General features: G+C 53.4%; 15 protein-coding genes and 1 tRNA gene. 2 read left to right on the top strand and 14 right to left on the bottom strand.

All coding sequences use genetic code 11. The features are described from left to right. The first annotated feature begins 9 nt into the window (after window positions 1-9). The gene (locus tag P0D43_RS00280) at window positions 10-666 is read left to right on the top strand and encodes a peroxiredoxin (protein ID WP_394672946.1); all 657 of its coding nucleotides are present in this window, start codon (window positions 10-12) and stop codon (window positions 664-666) included. Between the two features lies 1 nt (window position 667). Here P0D43_RS00280 and P0D43_RS00275 read toward each other — a convergent pair whose 3' ends face one another. The 13 genes from P0D43_RS00275 to pyrF form a co-directional block, all read right to left on the bottom strand. Beyond that, entirely contained in the window at window positions 668-2,089 is a 1,422-nt protein-coding gene (locus P0D43_RS00275) for a hypothetical protein (protein WP_394672945.1), read from the bottom strand. Continuing rightward, window positions 2,086-3,762: a peptidase M19 gene (locus P0D43_RS00270; RefSeq protein WP_394672944.1), complete on the bottom strand. Its 1,677-nt coding sequence runs from the start codon at window positions 3,760-3,762 to the stop codon at window positions 2,086-2,088. The genes P0D43_RS00275 and P0D43_RS00270 overlap by 4 nt, the downstream gene beginning before the upstream one ends. A gap of 32 nt (window positions 3,763-3,794) precedes the next feature. Continuing rightward, entirely contained in the window at window positions 3,795-4,298 is a 504-nt protein-coding gene (locus P0D43_RS00265; RefSeq protein WP_394672943.1) for a hypothetical protein, read from the bottom strand. Between the two features lie 127 nt (window positions 4,299-4,425). After that, window positions 4,426-4,710, bottom strand: coding sequence for a Txe/YoeB family addiction module toxin (locus P0D43_RS00260; protein WP_394672942.1), 285 nt, complete (start codon window positions 4,708-4,710; stop codon window positions 4,426-4,428). After that, window positions 4,686-4,928: a type II toxin-antitoxin system Phd/YefM family antitoxin gene (locus tag P0D43_RS00255; protein ID WP_394672941.1), complete on the bottom strand. Its 243-nt coding sequence runs from the start codon at window positions 4,926-4,928 to the stop codon at window positions 4,686-4,688. The genes P0D43_RS00260 and P0D43_RS00255 overlap by 25 nt, the downstream gene beginning before the upstream one ends. Window positions 4,929-4,995: 67 nt before the next feature. Further along, on the bottom strand, window positions 4,996-5,826 hold the full coding sequence (locus P0D43_RS00250; RefSeq protein ID WP_394672940.1) for a hypothetical protein: 831 nt from the start codon (window positions 5,824-5,826) through the stop codon (window positions 4,996-4,998). An 84-nt stretch (window positions 5,827-5,910) separates the two neighbouring features. Continuing rightward, window positions 5,911-6,939, bottom strand: a complete 1,029-nt coding sequence (locus P0D43_RS00245; protein ID WP_394672939.1) for a hypothetical protein — start codon at window positions 6,937-6,939, stop codon at window positions 5,911-5,913. A gap of 186 nt (window positions 6,940-7,125) precedes the next feature. Further along, a tRNA-Lys gene (locus tag P0D43_RS00240) sits at window positions 7,126-7,201 on the bottom strand. 92 nt (window positions 7,202-7,293) lie between these two features. Then, window positions 7,294-7,791: an rRNA maturation RNase YbeY gene (gene ybeY, locus P0D43_RS00235; RefSeq protein ID WP_394672938.1), complete on the bottom strand. Its 498-nt coding sequence runs from the start codon at window positions 7,789-7,791 to the stop codon at window positions 7,294-7,296. Continuing rightward, a complete protein-coding gene (locus P0D43_RS00230) occupies window positions 7,781-8,797 on the bottom strand; it encodes a PhoH family protein (protein ID WP_394672937.1) in 1,017 nt (338 codons plus the stop codon). The genes ybeY and P0D43_RS00230 overlap by 11 nt, the downstream gene beginning before the upstream one ends. Before the next feature lie 39 nt (window positions 8,798-8,836). After that, window positions 8,837-10,294, bottom strand: coding sequence for a sensor histidine kinase N-terminal domain-containing protein (locus P0D43_RS00225; RefSeq protein ID WP_394672936.1), 1,458 nt, complete (start codon window positions 10,292-10,294; stop codon window positions 8,837-8,839). Between the two features lie 13 nt (window positions 10,295-10,307). Beyond that, window positions 10,308-11,012, bottom strand: a complete 705-nt coding sequence (locus P0D43_RS00220; RefSeq protein WP_159568812.1) for a response regulator transcription factor — start codon at window positions 11,010-11,012, stop codon at window positions 10,308-10,310. Between the two features lie 74 nt (window positions 11,013-11,086). After that, entirely contained in the window at window positions 11,087-11,947 is an 861-nt protein-coding gene (gene pyrF, locus P0D43_RS00215) for an orotidine-5'-phosphate decarboxylase (protein ID WP_394672935.1), read from the bottom strand. A 117-nt stretch (window positions 11,948-12,064) separates the two neighbouring features. On the opposite strand from pyrF, the gene P0D43_RS00210 reads away from it, so the two are divergent. Further along, window positions 12,065-12,964 carry a DMT family transporter gene (locus tag P0D43_RS00210; RefSeq protein WP_394672919.1) on the top strand — a complete coding sequence of 300 codons (900 nt, stop codon included), beginning with the start codon at window positions 12,065-12,067 and terminating at the stop codon, window positions 12,962-12,964. Window positions 12,965-13,475: 511 nt separating this feature from the next. Here P0D43_RS00210 and P0D43_RS00205 read toward each other — a convergent pair. Then, window positions 13,476-14,000 (bottom strand): flavin reductase family protein, encoded by a 525-nt coding sequence (locus P0D43_RS00205; RefSeq protein WP_159568809.1) that lies wholly within the window; start codon window positions 13,998-14,000, stop codon window positions 13,476-13,478. Between the last annotated feature and the right edge of the window lie 99 nt (window positions 14,001-14,099).

Here is a 14,099-nt window from a genome sequence, read left to right as displayed (position 1 = left end):
GAGAAAGCAATGGGATTAAGAATCAATGATGTGGTGCCTAACCTAAGCCTGGAAACAGATCAGGGAAAATTCATGCTGCACGATTTCATCGGCGACAGCTGGACCATTTTGTTTAGTCACCCCAAAGACTTCACGCCTGTGTGCACCACCGAGTTTGGTGCAGTGGCCCAGTTGGCCGAGGAATGGAAAAAGCGCGGAACCAAAGTCATCGGTCTTTCGGTGGATGGCGTGGAGGAGCACACGCATTGGAAAGGTGATATCGAGAAGTTTTCTGGCGCAAAAGCGTCATTTCCGATTATTGCGGACAAGTCGCTTGAAGTATCCAAAGCACTGGACATGCTGCCTGCCAATGCATATTTGCCCGATGGTCGCACTGCCGCAGACTCTGCCAGCGTGCGCGTGGTGTTTATTTTCAGCCCAGACAAGAAAATGCAGTTGTCCATGACTTACCCCATGTCGGTGGGCCGAAATTTTGCGGAAGTGTTGCGTGCACTGGATGCACTCCAGACTACTTATGGCAAGCCAATTGCCACACCGGCCAACTGGCTGCAAGGGCAGGATGTGATCGTGGCCTTGTCGGTGAACAATGAACAGGCCACTGAGAAATTTGGTGAAATTGACATTAAGCTGCCTTACCTGCGCACCACGAAAATGCCGGCGCAGTGATCTAACCCTGTAACGGTTGCGCCAGAATCCAAAGCCCCACGCTGGTGAATACCACCATCAACACCAGCATGGGCAGTTGGCTTAGTGTGGCGCGCCTGTTGCTGTGTTCAAGTTGCAACGCCTGCTGGTGGGCTAACCACACAGCGGCCACATGCCCGGCCAGAATCAGTACCACCTGGCTGGTCCAGATGTTGGCCATGTCGGGCAACCAGGGCAGGCGGCCAGTGATGGCATTGCCGAAAATATTCCAGCCCCAACCGAAGGGATCAGACACCAAACCCCGAATTTTCAAACCCTGACTAAACAGCAGGGTGTAGTAATGCGTGAAGTAGTACACCACTGCAATGGGTACCAGGCTGGGCAAGTAACGGCGCAACAGCAAGCCGATGGGTTGTTGCCCGCCAGTCAACACTCGCCCCAAGGTGAGAAATGCGATGAACAGCAGCAGGTAGAACAGCGGGGAAACCAACAACAAAGTGATTTCCCAGGCCACAAACCACGGGCGTACTGTGGGGTAAATTTTCATGGGGTGATCGCCAAATGCAGCGGTCAACAGCCCCAGTGGGTCTTGCCAAAACACGTTGAAGTACACCGCGGTTTCCCGCAGCCCGTCGTAGGCAGTGGAAGACAGCAGAAACAATACAAACAGGCATTGCGCGGGGTGCCACAGCCGTGCGTGGCGAAGGTCAGAGAAAGGCAGCGTGAATCGCCAGCGGTATTTTCCGTCGGTACCACGTGTTCTGCGCAGTGGTGCACAGGCGGCGAACAAGCGAAACAGTACGGCAAATAACTCGCCGCGCTGCAGCCAGCGCCGCGTTCCCCACAACAGCATGCCTGCATAGTTGAACGCGCCAAATGCGATCAGCAGCAAGGCCAATTTGCGTGGCGTGCTGTGAAAAAACAATTCGATCGACACCAGGGTGACCAACTGAACCAACGCGGGCCAGTGCCCAAGCCATTTTGGATAGTTGTAAAAACCTTTCCAGCGGGCGGACAACAAAAAACGCCATGGGTGTTGGTACTTGTACCAGTCGCCAATCAACAGGGCTGCGTAGGAACCACCCAACACAAACAGTATCCAGAAGAAAGTCATGTTGATATTGCGGTGGCTGTCGTTGCTGCCCACAAGGCCGGTCACGATACAAAACGCCAACGCGCTCAACCAGAATAGTGAACCTGCTGCCCGCGCAGCGTGAACCCACTTCGCAGGCCACGCCATCAAGGCCAGTTGTACTTTGAATTGCCTGTTCGAGGAATAGCGACCGGCCAGGGCCAGCAACAGAAATGACAACACAAGCGCCAGCACCGAGCCCGCAATATAAAGCCCGTAGGGCATGGGCAACTGCACTGGTTCACCAAATGCATGTGCCCACACGCTACCCGGTGCTGCTAGCAGCACCGCAGTGAACCAGCGTGCAATCATTTCGGATTGTTGCGGTAGTACACGTTTTCCCACATGCGCACGTAAGTCTCGGCGCTGTTGTACAGCGCGTCGATGGCCTCGCCGCCACCTTCAAGTCGAACTTCTTCAACAAAGTCGGCCACCATGCCATAGTGCGCCATGCCCACTTCGTCGATGTGCCAGAACTTGCCACTCTCAGGTATGGTCAGCAAATTGACTTTCATGGCAGGCAGTGACTGGTAACGTGAGCCCCAACCTTCACCACGGAACAGGGTGAAGGGGTATTGAACGGGCACACTGTTGCCACCGCGCGGACCAGGGTGTCCACCAAAGCCGTTGCCATCTGCGCCATAACCCAGGCCCAGCAAGGTGTTATTCAACCCTGCCTTGTTGCGCCAGAATTTCAGCTTTTCCAGAAACTCCACATGCTTGATGCCGTTGCCTTTGTAGGGGTAAATCACACCGCCACTTTTCAGCATGCGCACTGCCTGGTCGCTGGTTAAACCACCATGGGCGTCGTGGGATGAGGCCATGGGGTAGGGCGGATTCATGGTTTCGGCCAAATCCAGCATCACATCTTTGCTGTGGTACGCAGCATGATCAATGTCGATTACAAAGCCACGATTCATCAGGGCGGTCAGTGCATACTTGCCAAGGTCAGTTACCGTTCGGGCATTACAACGTTTGCCGTCTGGGTATAGCGGTGTAATACCGCCCACTGCCTCCAGCAGCATAGTGGTCAGTGCATTGCTGCCAGTACCAGGAACTGCAGTAGTCATATTGGTACCCGGTTCGCGCACCGAGGGCTCGTTCTTGGGGAAGTCGCGGCATTCGGTGGTTTTCCAGAAGGCGCCCGTGTCCAGGAAATTCAGAAAGTTGATGACGTCGCCACTGAAAATACCAGCGCCGCCCAGCGAACTGTCAATGTCATGGAAGGGGTACACGTGGCGGGCGCCCAGTGCCCACAGTTTTTCGATTTCCGCGTCAATTTGCGTTTGGTCGCACTTCCGGATTTCTGTGCCGCCCGGCAGCATGGTAACGCCACAGTTGAACACCTGCGCTACTTCCACGCCTAGCACCACAGCCAGCTTGCCCTCGTTTGCTACTTGGCGTGCTTCCGCTGGTGTTTTTACAATTCGATACCAGCCTTTACCAGGGCCTCCAAATTGCGCGTCCACGTAGTCTTGTACGTCATACAGGTATTCCACCTGTTTACTCGCAACACTCATGTCGTCGCAATCGGCTTCGGGTTTGCCTGAGTAGGTTTGGCCGACCCGGCACAGTGCCGCAATATTGGTACCGTGGTTCACCATCACGCGCAAGCCTGCGCGCCATGCGCGTTCAACCCAGGCGTGGTACATCACTTGGTGGGTCAGGAAATTGCGGCGTGGCCAGTCCACAAAGGTGGGCCAACCTTGCGTATCGTGTTGTGCGCCCGGTGTGGTTTCCAGAATGTTGTTGGCATCGCGAATGCCATTGGGACCATGGAATCCCTCGCAGCTGCCCAGCGCGTGGGGTATGCCAAAGCGATGTACTACCTCGCCATAAAGCACACCACCGGCAGATGGGCCTACGCTGCCATCCAGCGACATTTCGCTGGACATACCCATGTGCGTGTGGGTGTCCGCAAAGCCGATGATGGGTTGGTTCTCACCGCGGCCTTTGTATGGCGTACCTTCCATGGCAGTGGGCATTTCAGGGTAGGCGGCACAATCGCTGCTCGGTGTTAATTTGAATTGGGTGCCAGTTCGTTTGGCTCGGCTGCGGTAGTCAGTCCAGCCGTTTCATCCAGTGCCAAGAACCTTCCCGTTGCATCAGCGAAGCTGAACTGGTTTTTGTTTTTGTCAAAACTGGCTTGCCACACGGCTGCATCCGTGGGTTCGGCGCTCGCCACCAGGGTGTTGCCTTGCGCTGTGATCATTTGCCGGTCGCTGCCGTAAATCAAATACTTGCCCAATTCTGTGGGCCGCATGGTGAAGTTTTCCGCTTCTGTGGCGGGTCCCGCGGCGTAGCGGGCTGCGGCGGGTTGCACAAACTGGCGACTAAACGTCGATTGCAATCCAAAGCAGCCATTGGCCACCGAGAATTCAGACAGCTGCAGCGGGGTTTCACTGGGCGTGACAGGCTGGCTAGCGCCGCTGGTGGTTGTGGTGGTGGATTCGCCGCTTGAAAGACAGGCGGAAAGGAGTGCTGCTGTTGCGCTCAAGGCGAGAAGTGACTTCACATTCATCAGGCAAACCCCGTTCAAAATTTGGTGGTGATTTACTCTTACTGAAGGTGTGGAAGTTTTAGATGTGTTTGTGACAGTGAGAATGCCAGTAATGTAAAAAGGGCGACACTTGTCACTTCAATTGAGGCTATTCGTAGTGGCTCCATAGGCGCAGCACTTTAACTGTGCGGTCATTGTCGAGCACTTGATAGACCAAACGATGTTGAATGTTGATTCGCCGCGAATACGCCCCGGCCAGGTCGCCGACCAGTTTTTCAATGGGGGGTGGTTTGCGGTAGGGGTCTTCGGCAATGATCGCAAGCAGTTCTTGAGCTTTTGGTTTCAGGCCGCTTGCAGCCAGTTTTTTTGCGTCCTTCTGGGCTTGTTTGGTGTAAACGATTGCCCAAGTCACCAGTCCAACTCCTGGTCGCATTCATCCACTGGCGTGTCCATGCCTTCTCGAATGGACTCTCTCATACCCGAAACCGAGAGTAAATAAAGCGTTTCTTGAATGGCAGACCAATCCTCTTCGGAAACAAGAACCGCGCTATTGCGTTTCCCGGTGATGACGATGGGTTGGTGAGACTCTGCGGTTTCATCAATTAGGCGATAAAGATTGCTGCGAGCCTCGGTTGCGGTGATTCCAGCCATGATGAACCTCAAACTTTTGTAGTCGTTTATTGTACGATAAAACGAACGTACGTCAATGCGTACATAATTAAAGGCGTGATTGTGAGCGACTTTGATATTTGGTTTTTTGGAGGTCTTCATACGCCTTTACATGTTGGTTGAACAAGCGCAAGTTGAGTTTGCGGATCGGGGCGGGAAGGTGGTACTTCACGTAGTCGTGGCGCCAGCGTTTCAGATGTTCCAGACCTTCGATTTCGAATTTTCCCTTATTCAAATATCGTTCGATCTGAATAAGCCGAATACCCTCTCCAAACACAAGACCGCAGAGGTAACAAAGAATCATTGAGCATATTCCGAGTAAAGAAATAAGTTTTAGATCCTCTTTTAAATCTTCCACCTGGGCGTATTGACTGGCAAACCACATGATATAAAAACCACCCGCCAATACAAGTGGCCAGTAAAGTGTATGAATGATTGGAAAGTTTTTACGGCGACTGTACTTTCTGGTTCGAAGATTGATTTGAAAAATGGTCCACTCAAGGCCAGAGCATGTTTCAAGAGATGATTTGTCAGATCTGGAATACGCAATCGCATAAGCGACAACAGTGGTGATGAGCAGCACACAGACACCAAAAACAAGATTGATGTTTTCATACCAGTGCGAGGTTTGAATTAGCTCACTGTGGTCAGTCAGTGGGGGCCAATGATGGATTCCAAACACAAACGGATGAACCGCGATCAACAGCGTAGTAAATTCAATGATGGTTGCTTTGATTGGCCTTTTGCTAACAAAAACCCATTGGTAACACACGACGGATGAGAAGAGAACTATGCTGGCAAACAAACACAGAACTATACCCGTGGTCATCCAGGTGGCCATGTACAGAGGGGTCGCGGCAATCAGCAGCAAAAATGACAAGCTGAGAATTCCACCAAGGAAATAAAAGTGCAAAGGGGCTGGATTAATCATGGTCGATAAAAATAACAGTGCCGTCTGTTTGTTTTATTGAAATAGCTTTTTGGCTTTGGCTTCAACAACATCATCAAATCCAAGACGGTCGTAGCCAATTGAAACAGCAACCCCAATTCCCATTGAGAGCAGAATCAAGGGGGCGCCAGCAACCATTCCACCGGTAAACAGAATAGCTACGCCAAAACCAGCGGCCATACCTAGCGCATTGCCAGTTTGATTCTTGGCGCTGTCTACCGCGAACTTCTTGTAGTTGAACTTCTGGTCCAGTTTGGCGTTGTGGTTGTAGTTGGTCATCACGTCGTTGATCAATGTGGGACCGAACGTTAGAACACCACCCACTCTTGCGGAGCCCAGGAAAGATGATCCTGTAAGCCTGCGCAACTCCCACATTTCATCTGCCGCCTGTCGGCTAAAGCTGAGTACTTTGTCATGTTTGAATGCGGCAGGCCCCAAGGACTTGGTGCTCATGTTTTTGCTAATTTGCTGAAACTGGTTCTTCTCCAACAAGGTAATTTGCTTGGCATTGGTTTGACGAACGCGAATAAGTACATCGGCATGTTTGCCAAACTGGTTGGGGCCTCTAAGGCCCACGGCTTTCAATTCCACACCGTTGCCCAGCTTCACCGTGCGGGATTTACCGCTGGCCAGTGTGGCTCGTAATTCGGTTCTCATTTTTGCAGTAAAGTGTGCCTTGGCAGCAGCTTCAATTAAATTGGCCAGGTTACCGGGTAAGTTGGTTGCACCAAACAACTGACCCAGCAAGGCAGCGTTGAATGTACCTTTTTCAAATGCTGTGACTAAGGCGCTGGTTTGCTGTGTATTCAGCTGGGCTGTCATCAACATGATGCCTGCTATGGGATCTTGCTGCATTACCTCGGGCACCACGGCCAGGCTTACTTGAGCATCGGGCTCGAAGTGACCCAGAAAATCCATTTCCTGATGTAGGTAAAGCGGGGTTGAGCCGTCGTGGCTATTCAGCGCTCGGGTGTAAGCAAGTTGCAGCGATTGGGCTTTGCGCTTCAGGTGGTCTTCGTGAAATGTGCGGGCTTGGGCATTCATGCAGTTTTGAACGAAAGCAGATCGACCCATGAGTATGCGGAAAGGATCGGGAGGGGTAGAAATTCTCTGTGTGTGTTGCTTGGGTGGGGGATGGCAGTATTGAATTGCATTGGGTACCAGTTTGGTACCAGATCGCCGAAAATGAAAAAGGACCTAGATGCTCTCGCATCTAAGTCCTTGAATTTGTGGTGGGTCGTGCGAGATTCGAACTCACGACCAAAGGATTAAAAGTCCTCTGCTCTACCAGCTGAGCTAACGACCCACATTTCGCTGTCAGGCCTACGCCCTCAACCGAAGACCGCGATTATGGCCAAGTTTTCAAAAGTGGTCAAGCCCTATGGCGGCAAAAAGCCACTATTTTTTGCCTGATATCACGTAAGGGTTTGAAATCTTGAAACGTTTTAGAATTTCAATTTCGCGGTTTTCCATCAACTCAGCCTGATTGTCGCTTTCATGCACATAGCCTTGGGCATGCAGGCAGCCGTGAACAATCAAATGGGCCAAGTGATCAATTGGGTTTTTACCCTGTTCAGCCGCCTCGCGTTCTACCACGGCAGGGCATATCACAATGTCTGCCATGAACACGGGCAGGCCCGAATCCGGGCCCAGGTCGGGCATGTCCATGGGAAAGGTCAGCACATTGGTGGCGTAGTCTTTGCCGCGAAAATCGTGGTTCAGTTGTCGACCTTCTTCTTCGCCCACCAGGCGAATGGTGATTTCAGCCCTGTCCATGAAGCAGGCTTTGGCCCAGCGGCGAATGCGGCTGTTCTCCACTTCAGAAAATGGTGGGTGGTCTGCGTGTACGGCCCATTGAATGGCTACGCCAACCGGTGTGGTGGTTTTACTCGTCATTGATTTCGTCAGCTGGGTTGGTTCGTTCGGGGTTGTGGAAACGTTCGTAAGCCTCAACAATGCGGGCCACCAGTGGGTGGCGCACCACATCCGCGCTGGTGAAGTAGGTCATTGCAATGCCTTTGACGTTGCGCAGCACGTGCTGGGTTTGAACCAGGCCACTTTGTTGGCCGCGCGGCAGGTCAATTTGGGTCACGTCGCCAGTAATCACTGCCTTGCTCCCAAAACCGATTCGGGTCAAAAACATTTTCATTTGCTCGGGCGTGGTGTTTTGGGCTTCGTCCAGAATCACGAAAGCATGGCTTAACGTGCGGCCACGCATGTAGGCCAGCGGTGCAATTTCAATCACATTGCGTTCAAACCATTTTTGCACGCGGTCAAAGCCCGCCAAATCGTACAGTGCATCGTACAAGGGGCGCAGGTAGGGGTCTACTTTCTGGTTCAGGTCACCTGGCAAAAAGCCCAGCCGTTCGCCAGCCTCCACCGCTGGGCGGGTCAAAATGATTCGTTTCACGCTGTCGCGCTCAAGCGCATCCACTGCGCAGGCCACAGCCAAATAAGTTTTGCCGGTACCGGCAGGGCCAATGCCAAAGGTCAGGTCGTGTTCAAGCACGGCCTTTAAATAATCCTTCTGGCGGGCGGTGCGGGGTTGCAGGTCACCCTTCTTGGTTTTCAGGATCACGGGTTCGTCTTCACCGGCAATCAGCGGAATTTCTTTTTTGGCGCTGGCCACGGCGTTGGTGTTCTTCAGTTCGACCAATGCCAATTGAATTTCGTCGGCGGTCACTGGCTTGTCACTTTTCTCAAAAAAGTGATTGATCAGGATAAAAGCCTGTTTGGCATTTTCTTTGTCGCCTGCCACATTCAAGGTGCCGTTGCGGCGCGCAATTTTTACGTTCAATGCGGCTTCAATTTGACGAAGGTTGGCATCCACGGGGCCACACAAATTGGCCAGTTTGTGGTTGTCGTCTTCAGGGGCGTGCCATTCACTGCCTTTTGCTCTCATCGGGTGCTTCTAAAAAAGTTGAATTTGTATTTTAAGCAATCAATCTTCCATTTGCCGGTAGCGCGGCGGGAAACTGACACGCATTACGGTACCCGATCGATCGGGGTGGCTTGATTTTGGATTGTCATGAATGGTTACATTGGCGTCGTGCTGGAATGCGGTTTCCTGCACAATGGCCAGCCCAAGGCCCGAGCCGTCCTCGCTGGTGCCCAGCACGCGATAGAAACGGTCAAACACCAGGTTGCGTTCACTTTCAGGAATGCCGGGGCCGTCGTCCTCCACCTCGAGCACAATCGCTTCGCGCTGTGGGCTGTCATCGACACGCACAGTGACGCAACCTTCCTCGGGGGTGTAACGCAGGGCGTTTTCCACCAGGTTTTTCATCATCTCGGTCAGCATCAGGGTTTGGCCGTTCACGTACACGGGGTGATCGGGTACTTCCACACCCAGGTCGATGTGCTTGTTCATGGCTTCGGGCACAAAGTCCCTGGTCACCGTGCGCGCAATGTGAGTTAAATCAAGTTTTTCAAATTGCAGCACCGATGGTGCTTCAGTGCGGGCCAGTGCCAACAACTGGTTCACCAGGCGGGTGGATCGTTCGGTGCCCACTTTCAGTCGGCGCAGGCTGCGCAGCCTGGCTGCCTCGTCGGTTTCATCGCTGAGCAATTCAACTTGCATGCGCAGGCCAGCCAACGGTGTTTTCAACTGGTGGGCGGCATCGGCCACAAAGCGTTTTTGCGTGTCGATGGTTTGTTCCAATCGCTCCAGTTGTTCGTTCAACGCAGTAATAACAGGTAACAACTCCTCGGGCGTGTCTTTGGTTTGCAGCGCACTCAGGTCATCAGGTTTGCGGGCGCGAATAATGTCCAGCAAGCTGTTCAATGGTGCAATTCCGCGCGACAGACCAAACCAAACCAGCAACACGGCCAGGGGCAGAATGACGAACTGCGGCAGAATCACGCCCTTGATGATTTCGTTGGCCAAGCCGTCGCGTTTGCCCAGCGTTTCCGCAACCTGTATCAGGATGAAACGGTTTTCGCCCACGGTGGGCAGTTCAATCCAAAGGTGGCCTGCGCGGAAGTCTTCGCCATTGACCACAATGTCCCGAAAATTAACCACGCCAATTTGTCGGGCTTCGCGCTGTGGAATTGGCAAGGTGCGCTCATCGCCCAGCAAAAACTCACCGGTTTTCCCCAATACTTGTGCACGCAGTTGGTCGGTGCCATCGGCCAGTAAAATTTCCATGGCCTCTTTGGGAATGCTGAATTGGTTGCTTGGTGCCTGAGCGGCCACCTCTTGGGCCAAGGCTGTTATTTTGTCGTCGAGAATGTGATCGAAGGGGTCGTTGGCGATGGATTTGGCCACAAGGTAGGTGACCCCAATGCTCATTGGCCACAAAATCAACAGCGGGGCCAGCATCCAGTCCAGAATTTCACCGAACAGTGAGCGCCGTTGCTGTTGACCCGAGGCCAGCGGATTGCGTTTGTACCAGGCCAATCAGGCACCTGCTTTATGTATTGGCATCGGCATTCGGTGCGGCTTCTTTCTCGGTGTATTTTTCAAGGCAGTAACCCAAGCCGCGCACGGTGGCAATTCGCACACCGTTGACTTCAATTTTTTTGCGAAGGCGGTGAATGTAAACCTCAATGGCGTTGTTGCTGACTTCTTCGCCCCATTCACACAGGTGGTCGACGAATTGTTCTTTGCTGACCAGGCGGCCTACCCGCTGAAGCAGAACTTCGAGCAGGCCTACTTCACGCGCTGACAAGTCGAGCATGTCGTCGTTGATGTAGGCAATGCGCCCCACCTGATCGAAGGTCAAAGGGCCATGTTTCCAAATGCTGGCTCCGCCACCGGTACCACGGCGTGCCAGGGCTCGCACACGGGCTTCAAGTTCTTTCAGGTCGAAAGGTTTTGCCATGTAATCGTCGGCACCGGCATCGAGGCCTTGCACGCGTTGCTCCACGCTATCGGCCGCTGTCAGTATCAGTACAGGCATGTTGTTGCTGCGTGCCCGCAGGCGACGCAACACCTCAAGACCACTCATTTTGGGCAAGCCCAAATCGAGTATCAAAATATCGTAGTTCATGGTGGTTAGCGCTGTGTCGGCGTCGCTGCCTTTGAACATGCAATCCACGGCATAGCCTGCCTGACGCAACGATTGCGACAAACCTTCAGACAACAAACTGTCGTCTTCGGCCAGAAGTATTTTCATCCCTGTCTCCTCAGTGCAGGCCGGCCAGTGTGGCTCTTTTTCCCTGAACTCGAATGGTGTGTGTTGTGTTGATTTTAGCCTGAAAGTGCGGTGGCTTTTGAAGCTTGTATGGCGTCACGGGTGTTTCGGGCTTCCAGTGCGGCAGCACTGGCGAAATCGGCCTTTTGACTGGAGTACAGGATTGCGCGAGAGGAATTGATCAACAAGCCCCAGCCTTGGCTGCACAAACCGTTTTTCACGGTGTTCAGCAAGTCGCCGCCCTGTGCGCCAATGCCAGGCACCAGCAGTGGTGCGTCGCCCACAATGCTGCGCACGGTTTTAATTTCTTCAGGGTAGGTGGCGCCCACAACCAGGCCCACTTGTTGGTGCGGGTTCCAGGTGGTGGTCGCCAGTTTGGCAACGGTTTGATAAAGCGGTTCGCTGTGCTCCGTGTTTAAAAATTGCAGGTCATTGCCACCGGGATTGGATGTGCGGCACAGAAGGAAAAGACCTCGGTCAGCATAGGCATGGTAAGGCTCAACTGAATCGCTGCCCATGTAGGGGCTCAGGGTTACGCTGTCGGCTTTGTAGCGCTCGAACGCCTCAATGGCGTATTGCTTGGCGGTGGCCCCAATGTCGCCGCGTTTGGCGTCGAGAATGGTGGTGGCGTGCGGTGCAATTTCATTGGCGTAGGCCAGAATGTTTTCCAGTGCTGCTTCAGCGCGGTTGGCTGCAAAGTAAGCAATTTGGGGTTTGAACGCGCAGGCAAATTCAGCCGTGGCCTTCACAATTTCCATGCAAAAGCGCTCGATTTCAGAAGGGCTTGTGCCGTAGCCTTGGGGCATGCGGGTTATGTCGGGGTCAAGGCCCACGCACAACATGGAATTGCTGTGCTGCCAACTGTGCGCAAGGCGTTCTGGAAAGGTGTTGAACTCGAAAAAGCGATTGCTGGCCATTGCGCATGTGTACAGTTGAAAGATGTCACCATTGTACAGGATCAGGGCAAGCCCCTAGGGGCAAGCAAGGGCTGATGCACTACACTGGGGCACCTTACTGAATGATCGTTCACTTTCGTGCCTGCAGCAAAATTATCCCTACCGCAAATCCAGTTACTCCTTGGCATTACTGCCATTTGGGGAATGAACTGGCCCGTGATGAAATATGCGGTAACCCAGTATCCACCCTTGCATTTTCGTGCCCTGTGCATGGTGTTTGGCATGGTGGCCATGTGGTTTGTTGCCCGGCAAATGAAGGTGTCGCTGAAGGTGCCACGAGAAATGTGGGGCAGGCTGGCCTTGCTGTGCATTCCCAATATGATTGGTTGGCACCTGTTTTGTATTTTGGCCGTGAAGGAACTGAGCTCGGGGCGTGCTGCCATTTTGGGCTACACCATGCCGGTGTGGGTGGTGTTGACCGGTTTGATGTTTGCGCACCCCGTAGGAAGGCGAGGCTGGATTGGACTTGCTTTGGCCATGGTGGCCGCCATGTTGCTGTTGTCGTCTGAATTTGCTGCAATTGCAGGCAGCCCGTTGGGCGTTGTTCTTATGTTGATTGCAGCCGCCAGTTGGGGCTTGGGCACCACCTTGATTCGGCATTACCCCACCGGTTTGCATGCACTTACCTTCACGCATGCCATGATGCCCCCCACCATTGTGGCCATGGGTTTGGCCGGGTTTTGGTTCGAAGGAACCGATGTGGGCGCGCCGCAGGGTTGGTCGCAGTGGTGGCCAATTTTCTACAACGCGTTTGGTGTATTCGCATTTTGCCAAGTGGCTTGGTTTAGCCTGGCCAAATCATTGCCGCCAATCGTGTCGAGCTTGTCCATCATGATCATTCCGGTGGTGGGTGTAATGGCTGGCAGCTTCTTTTTGGGCGAAGTGCCGCACTGGCCCGACTTCGTTGCGCTGGTGTTGATTCTTGGTGCGATGGCTGTGATTTTGGTGCCAGGGCGGAAGAAGGTGGTAGTCGGCTGAAGCGCGGGTTTATTGCCAACTCGGCGTGAGTTACTTGTGCAGCACTTGAATGGCGACTTTTGATCTGAACTTGAAGGGTCACCGCTGCCCGAAAACTTGGCATATCGGCTTGTCTGCTTGAGCCTGCACTAAGCCAAGTCCTCCAAAAGTAACGGTCGGGTCTTGGCTTTCGCGCCAGGGCGCGATCGTTTGTCTCGGCGCGCCAAGCCGGCAAGTTTTCTGACTGGTCATCGTGCGACCACTTGCAAGTTCAGCCCCGCGTCACCGGCGGCTGAATTTACAGCCCAATCGGCGGCGGTGTTTCGATCGCCTCGCCTTCAAGAAAACCTGCCCGTTTGAATTCACCCGCCACGGTCGGCCAAAGGCCGGCACCGAGACTCGGCCCGCCTTTTTGCCGAGCGAGGTGAGTCAGGGTGAATCTCAAAAAGGGAAGTACAGGTTTTCAGGCGAGAGCTCGGAACCCAAGCTGGTTGGGCTAAATAAACCAGCTGTCGAGCAAGCAAGAATTTGATCAGTTCCGGAAGTACTTCCTCGACCGATACACCAAGGCCTCACCTTCCCGGAAATCGCAACGCAACACCTCACCCACCATAATGAAATGGTCGCCTTCGTCATGGCGATTGCGTACCTTGCATTCAAAGTGAGCCAATGCATTGGGAATCAGCGGTGCGCCACCCAACCCCTCGATCACTTCAAGCCCGGCAAAGCGATCGCCTTTGAAGGTAGAAAAGTGATGCGACAGTTCTTCCTGATCTGCCGATAGCACGCTGACACCGTAGTGCGTGGCTACAGCAAATGCGTCGTGGCTGCTGGCCTTTTTGGACAAACTCCACAGCACCAGAGGTGGGTGCAAAGAAACGGAATTGAAAGAATTTGCAGTGACCCCCACGTATTTGCCTTCGGCATTTTTGGTGGTGATGATAGTGATGCCAGTGGCGAACTGGGCCAGCGCTTGCCGAAACAGATGCGCGTCCAGTTCGGCGTCGCCTTCGCGTTTCTCGGCGCGAATGAATTCGGGTTTTGCAGGTGATTGCATGGGGTACTTCTTTTGTATCGAATGGCCCCATTGTGCCAAACAAGTGCTTGAATTGCTGGAATCGGCACTCAAATCGTCGTTTTCAGACCCATGTGCTTG

Origin of the sequence: Limnobacter sp. (assembly GCF_043511195.1) — a bacterium.
Taxonomy (GTDB): Bacteria; Pseudomonadota; Gammaproteobacteria; order Burkholderiales; family Burkholderiaceae_B; genus Limnobacter.
The sequence above is the reverse complement of the archived record's forward strand: the minus strand, read 5'-3'. Positions and strand labels throughout refer to the sequence as shown.

Excerpts from the sequence above, each read along its gene's own strand:
- P0D43_RS00255 (WP_394672941.1), bottom strand. The coding sequence starts at position 4,928 with ATGGCTGGAATCACCGCAACCGAGGCTCGCAGCAATCTTTATCGCCTA.
- P0D43_RS00280 (WP_394672946.1), top strand. The coding sequence starts at position 10 with ATGGGATTAAGAATCAATGATGTGGTGCCTAACCTAAGCCTGGAAACA.
- P0D43_RS00205 (WP_159568809.1), bottom strand. The coding sequence starts at position 14,000 with ATGCAATCACCTGCAAAACCCGAATTCATTCGCGCCGAGAAACGCGAA.
- P0D43_RS00245 (WP_394672939.1), bottom strand. The coding sequence starts at position 6,939 with ATGAATGCCCAAGCCCGCACATTTCACGAAGACCACCTGAAGCGCAAA.
- pyrF (WP_394672935.1), bottom strand. The coding sequence starts at position 11,947 with ATGGCCAGCAATCGCTTTTTCGAGTTCAACACCTTTCCAGAACGCCTT.
- P0D43_RS00230 (WP_394672937.1), bottom strand. The coding sequence starts at position 8,797 with ATGAGAGCAAAAGGCAGTGAATGGCACGCCCCTGAAGACGACAACCAC.
- ybeY (WP_394672938.1), bottom strand. The coding sequence starts at position 7,791 with ATGACGAGTAAAACCACCACACCGGTTGGCGTAGCCATTCAATGGGCC.
- P0D43_RS00275 (WP_394672945.1), bottom strand. The coding sequence starts at position 2,089 with ATGATTGCACGCTGGTTCACTGCGGTGCTGCTAGCAGCACCGGGTAGC.
- P0D43_RS00220 (WP_159568812.1), bottom strand. The coding sequence starts at position 11,012 with ATGAAAATACTTCTGGCCGAAGACGACAGTTTGTTGTCTGAAGGTTTG.
- P0D43_RS00270 (WP_394672944.1), bottom strand. The coding sequence starts at position 3,762 with ATGCCCACTGCCATGGAAGGTACGCCATACAAAGGCCGCGGTGAGAAC.
- P0D43_RS00260 (WP_394672942.1), bottom strand. The coding sequence starts at position 4,710 with ATGCGACCAGGAGTTGGACTGGTGACTTGGGCAATCGTTTACACCAAA.
- P0D43_RS00265 (WP_394672943.1), bottom strand. The coding sequence starts at position 4,298 with ATGAATGTGAAGTCACTTCTCGCCTTGAGCGCAACAGCAGCACTCCTT.